The 4151-nt window shown below is 40.3% G+C and carries 4 protein-coding genes and 1 pseudogene; all 5 read right to left on the bottom strand.

The window, feature by feature from the left end:
• Positions 1–376: 376 nt before the first annotated feature.
• The gene (locus tag PN450_RS08775) at positions 377–1135 is read right to left on the bottom strand and encodes a polysaccharide lyase (RefSeq protein WP_271836039.1); all 759 of its coding nucleotides are present in this window, start codon (positions 1133–1135) and stop codon (positions 377–379) included.
• A 250-nt stretch (positions 1136–1385) separates the two neighbouring features.
• Positions 1386–2126, bottom strand: a complete 741-nt coding sequence (locus PN450_RS08770) for a chitosanase (RefSeq protein ID WP_271836038.1) — start codon at positions 2124–2126, stop codon at positions 1386–1388.
• Positions 2127–2401: 275 nt separating this feature from the next.
• Positions 2402–2653 (bottom strand): hypothetical protein, encoded by a 252-nt coding sequence (locus PN450_RS08765; protein WP_271836037.1) that lies wholly within the window; start codon positions 2651–2653, stop codon positions 2402–2404.
• A 143-nt stretch (positions 2654–2796) separates the two neighbouring features.
• Entirely contained in the window at positions 2797–3633 is an 837-nt protein-coding gene (locus tag PN450_RS08760; RefSeq protein ID WP_271836036.1) for a glycoside hydrolase family 19 protein, read from the bottom strand.
• Between the two features lie 326 nt (positions 3634–3959).
• A pseudogene (locus tag PN450_RS08755) lies at positions 3960–4151 on the bottom strand (hypothetical protein); the annotation flags it as partial.

Genomic DNA, 4151 nt, shown 5'->3' with positions numbered 1-4151 from the left:
GGTCTCTATTTGTTTTTCGGCTGGTGGTCATGGCTAGTTTTAATTCGCTCAATTGCTTGTCTATATTGAGTTTCCCATGATTATTGACCTCTGCAAATACCCCCTTGACAATTTCCCCTTTTCCTTAACTTGTCACCAATGAGTTATTGTGGTTTCAAAATTGCCTTGTTTGCGGTTTTGACGATTTATGTTTGCAGTTCGCTACAATTAATGCTGCATCCATCAAGTCAAACAAGGCATCTTTGGCTTTGCCCAAAATGTTGCATACACTTGTGCGAAATTGTTTTAGCTGTTCAATTCCGGAAATCGGTAACGCACAAAATCAAAATTGACAGACCACTACGACTAACTGGATTAAAATCAACTGATTTACTTTTCAGGCATAAATTTGGAAATTGGCAAAATCCACATAAGTGTCAACAAGTGTTGCCCATTTGCTTGATCCACCACCGAAAAATGTCTGAAATAAAATGCCATCTATTTTCAAGCTATCAACAGTTCGGAATCGTAACCCTTCTTCTGTGGGTATATTCTGATCGTCATACCAAACTGTGATGCAGCCATTGTCTTGTCCAACTGTATTTAACACAACCCTTTGAGTTATGGTATGCCAGTTATTATCGGCAGCAAAAAGCGGATCACCAAGTATGAAGGTTGTTCCCATATCGTCTCGTGGAGTAGTTGGCAGAAAAGGATACAAGATGCCTTTACCGTTTTCTCGCCACATATAACGGGTTGTAAAACCATCTCTACCATTAGGATGATTGTTTCCAGTATTGCCTCTGCCCCCGTAAAGCCCTGGTAGTTTTCCTCCCAGCACCCATTGAAATCCATTCGGAAACCGAATGGAATATTTTAGTGTCACATCAGTAATATCCCTGCCATTAAGAACAGCACCATAAAATTGCGCTCCTCCAACGGGCAACCCTGCGTTTCTCGTGTCATTTGGACTCCAACTTCCTTGAGGATATCTGATTCTCAGGAAACTATCTTCAGGTCGAGTGCCATCATTTTCAACCGAAATATTTTCCTCTCCAAAAGTAATTCCCCTCATTGGGGCTTCATTTGTATTCCACGATTCGAGCCAATCTGTTGTACTGAAGTCGCTCTGCCAAATAGTATTGTGATGTGGCATAAAATTAGTCCTATTTTTGAAGAAGAAAATTTCAGTAATGTACTCAGCCAATTTACTAGTTAAGTGGCTTTCATATCAGAAATTAAGCATAGGTAATAAATAAGGACTTAATGCTTTATTCATTACCCTTCAACCCTCTTTTTTGAAATTATGGAACGTTGCTGAATTGAGGTATGAAATTGGAAAATCAAAAAAATGAAACTCTTACTCTTTGCGCCTCTGCGCCTCTGCGTGAAACAAAATCATACTCTTAATCAGCAACGCCTGGAATATAGCAGTAATGGCTCAAATCTACACGCATATCCCACTTATTCTCACGCCACAATTGTTGCCAAGCACTTACGCGCCTTCTCATGTTGCCACTGTTTTTTGTGGGGTATCTAAGTCGTAGTTCTAGGAATCTGCCAAGGAATCCTTGCTCATTCTCTGTGTTGGCGATCGCTTCCTGGAACAGGTGTTCAACACCCCAGTTATTAGGACTGTCGTCACCTATACCAGCGTTCATGGCTGTGTCCATGAGTGCGCCAATGCTTAGTGCTTTCATGTAATCCCTCGACTGAAGCCAGTCTATTGTAGGGTTCCAGTACGTGGAAATATAAGCGTCCCACTGTGCGTTCCACCATCTGCAATCATTGGCAATCTCTTCGACCTTTTGAATGATTTCTTCTTGAGGGAGCCCGCCATACTCTGGATGACCATAATTATTCCAAATGACATCCGCATCTCTGAAGCCCTGGCCAGTCGTGGCACCATAGAGGCCGATAGTCACACCGCGTCCGTCACGAATATCTTCCGCGTAGCTATAAATAATTTTATTGTTCTTTGTCAGCCACCATTTGCAATTAGCCTGTTCTGGTCCGTTGATCATGCCAAGGATGTTTGTAATTTGCTCTGCATCCAGACCAGTGAGGGTCTCCAACTGAGAGAGTGTGCCAGACGGAAAGTACTCGATGCCGGGTATTTGATTCTCTTCGGCAGATCTATTATTCATGTTAGTTATTCAGGATTTCTAGGAAGTTATGTGTGAAACAACATGAGTTGGCTCAAGTAAAAACGTTTGTAGTTATGCTTGAATGATCGATAAATGGATTGGTATAGAGCAAACCTAGATACTACCGAACAGTCAAACACGGGCTTACCTTGGGCTGTTTTGGCAAAAGTTAGACTAGTTCTCTTTATTGGCGAAGGTATTGTTAATAGGCAAGACTTTTAGCCCAGATGTTGTGTAATTATCTCTGTCCGATTACCTATTACATATTCCAAAATCTATGCAGTCCAAACTTCAACTGCTGTCTGCCCAGAATTAGTAACGCCAATTATGATACCACCCCATTGTCTCTGAATAGATGTTGTATCATTAGGAGATACATTTACATATTCGTGTCCAGCCCCAGCGTTTACACTTACCTGACCTTCCTTATTTTCTTTATTTCTTACCCACAATGTTGTAGTTCCCCCACCAGCCCATGTAGGAAAAGTTGTGCTACCCGCAATAGATAATACTACAGGATTGGCCATGAGTTTTCTCCTTGTTGACGTGAGTTGTATGTGTTGAAAAAAGTAAAAAAGCTGAAACTAGAATGAATCAAAAAGACTCATTATTAGGACTACCACCTTCCATGTGAATAACTTGGATAAATGGCAAATTTATGCCATAGAATTTAGCAGGAAAGGTTCTCACCTGGGGTCACACCCAATCGTTCGGTAAACTGATTGTAGAGTTGTATCCTGTGCAAGGCTGCTTCGGTTGGCGGTTTTTTGCATTCAATCCCACCATTAATGATGTAAATGGTCTTGCCGAAGCCTGATGTGCGTATAGCTTCATGACATGATGGCTTTGGTGATTGAGGAGTCATCCAGAACCACAAGGCGGTCATAAAGGAAATAATGCTATCTGTTGAAACCAGTTCAGGATGGTTGAGTAAGTCTTGTCCAATGGCTTGCCCGCAAGCACCATAATTGTAGTTCCAAGACAACTGGATGGGTCCACGACCATGATAGCTTTTACCAGCTATACAAGCATAAGTTGCATTATTCCTATCGCAGTATTGTTCAGCGCATCTACCATCCTCACAACCTATTTCTTCAACATATCGCAGATCCCCTGTCTCATGAGCAATGTTGGCTAAAAATGCTGCGGCCTCACGTTGGCATTGCTCCTGCGAACCCTCATTGCAGAAGCTTGGGTAAGTCTCAACAGCCCTCACCAAAGAGTCATAGGTGTATAGATTGTTCCTTTCTGGAAAGATTGTTTCATAAATATTGCGTGAAACAATATTTGAAAAACCGCTGTTGGGCGAGGGAGAAGTAGTATCCGTTTGAGGTATGCATATTTCCTGACCTGCCTGTAGACTACTAGCCTGGGCTTCTGTAAATTGCGTACCATCTGGCTTTAGAATTTCATGCCAACGATTACCATCACCCAATTTTTGTTGGGCAATCAAAAAAAGCGTATCTCCTGTTGTAACAATGTATGAATTACCGGATTGACAAGACATAAATAAACTCCAAAAATCAAGTTGAGTAATAAAAATTTAAGCTAAAGTAGTTATAAAAATATGTATCTTAGGTAGGATTGTCTAAGAGTAAAATTTACTTCTTTGTTAGCTTAGATACCAAAAATAATAATTTGGCAAAACTTCTTTGTTTTAATAGAAAACTTGGCTCTTCGGTATTTGTTATGCCAAACTATTATCTATATTCATTAAACAATATTAAAAAATGTATCAATAAATGTCTAAAAGTGCTGTAAAAGTTGACATATGAAGAATATTTGTTATTAACTAGGGCTCATTGGTGACAAGTTAAGGCTGTAAGTCTTTTGTCAAGCGGTTTTTGGATAATTATTGAAAAAAAACTCGTCAGACCCCCGCTCGAGATCAGGAAAAGGCGCGACAATTAACTTAACATTTAGTTTTCGTTTCTGTTTGATAATACCTAAATCTCGATTTTGAGGGTCAGCAAAATACTTAACTTTCTTCGGTTGCCTTACCTTTTTGATGAGCCATTGTAAAAT

The organism is Dolichospermum lemmermannii CS-548 (assembly GCF_028330815.1).
GTDB lineage: Bacteria > Cyanobacteriota > Cyanobacteriia > Cyanobacteriales > Nostocaceae > Dolichospermum > Dolichospermum lemmermannii.
Note: the sequence above shows the minus strand (reverse complement) of the source record. Positions and strands in the feature narration are given on the sequence as shown.

Coding starts and splice junctions, on each gene's coding strand:
- PN450_RS08775 (WP_271836039.1), bottom strand. CDS start 1,135: ATGCCACATCACAATACTATTTGGCAGAGCGACTTCAGTACAACAGAT.
- PN450_RS08770 (WP_271836038.1), bottom strand. CDS start 2,126: ATGAATAATAGATCTGCCGAAGAGAATCAAATACCCGGCATCGAGTAC.
- PN450_RS08765 (WP_271836037.1), bottom strand. CDS start 2,653: ATGGCCAATCCTGTAGTATTATCTATTGCGGGTAGCACAACTTTTCCT.
- PN450_RS08760 (WP_271836036.1), bottom strand. CDS start 3,633: ATGTCTTGTCAATCCGGTAATTCATACATTGTTACAACAGGAGATACG.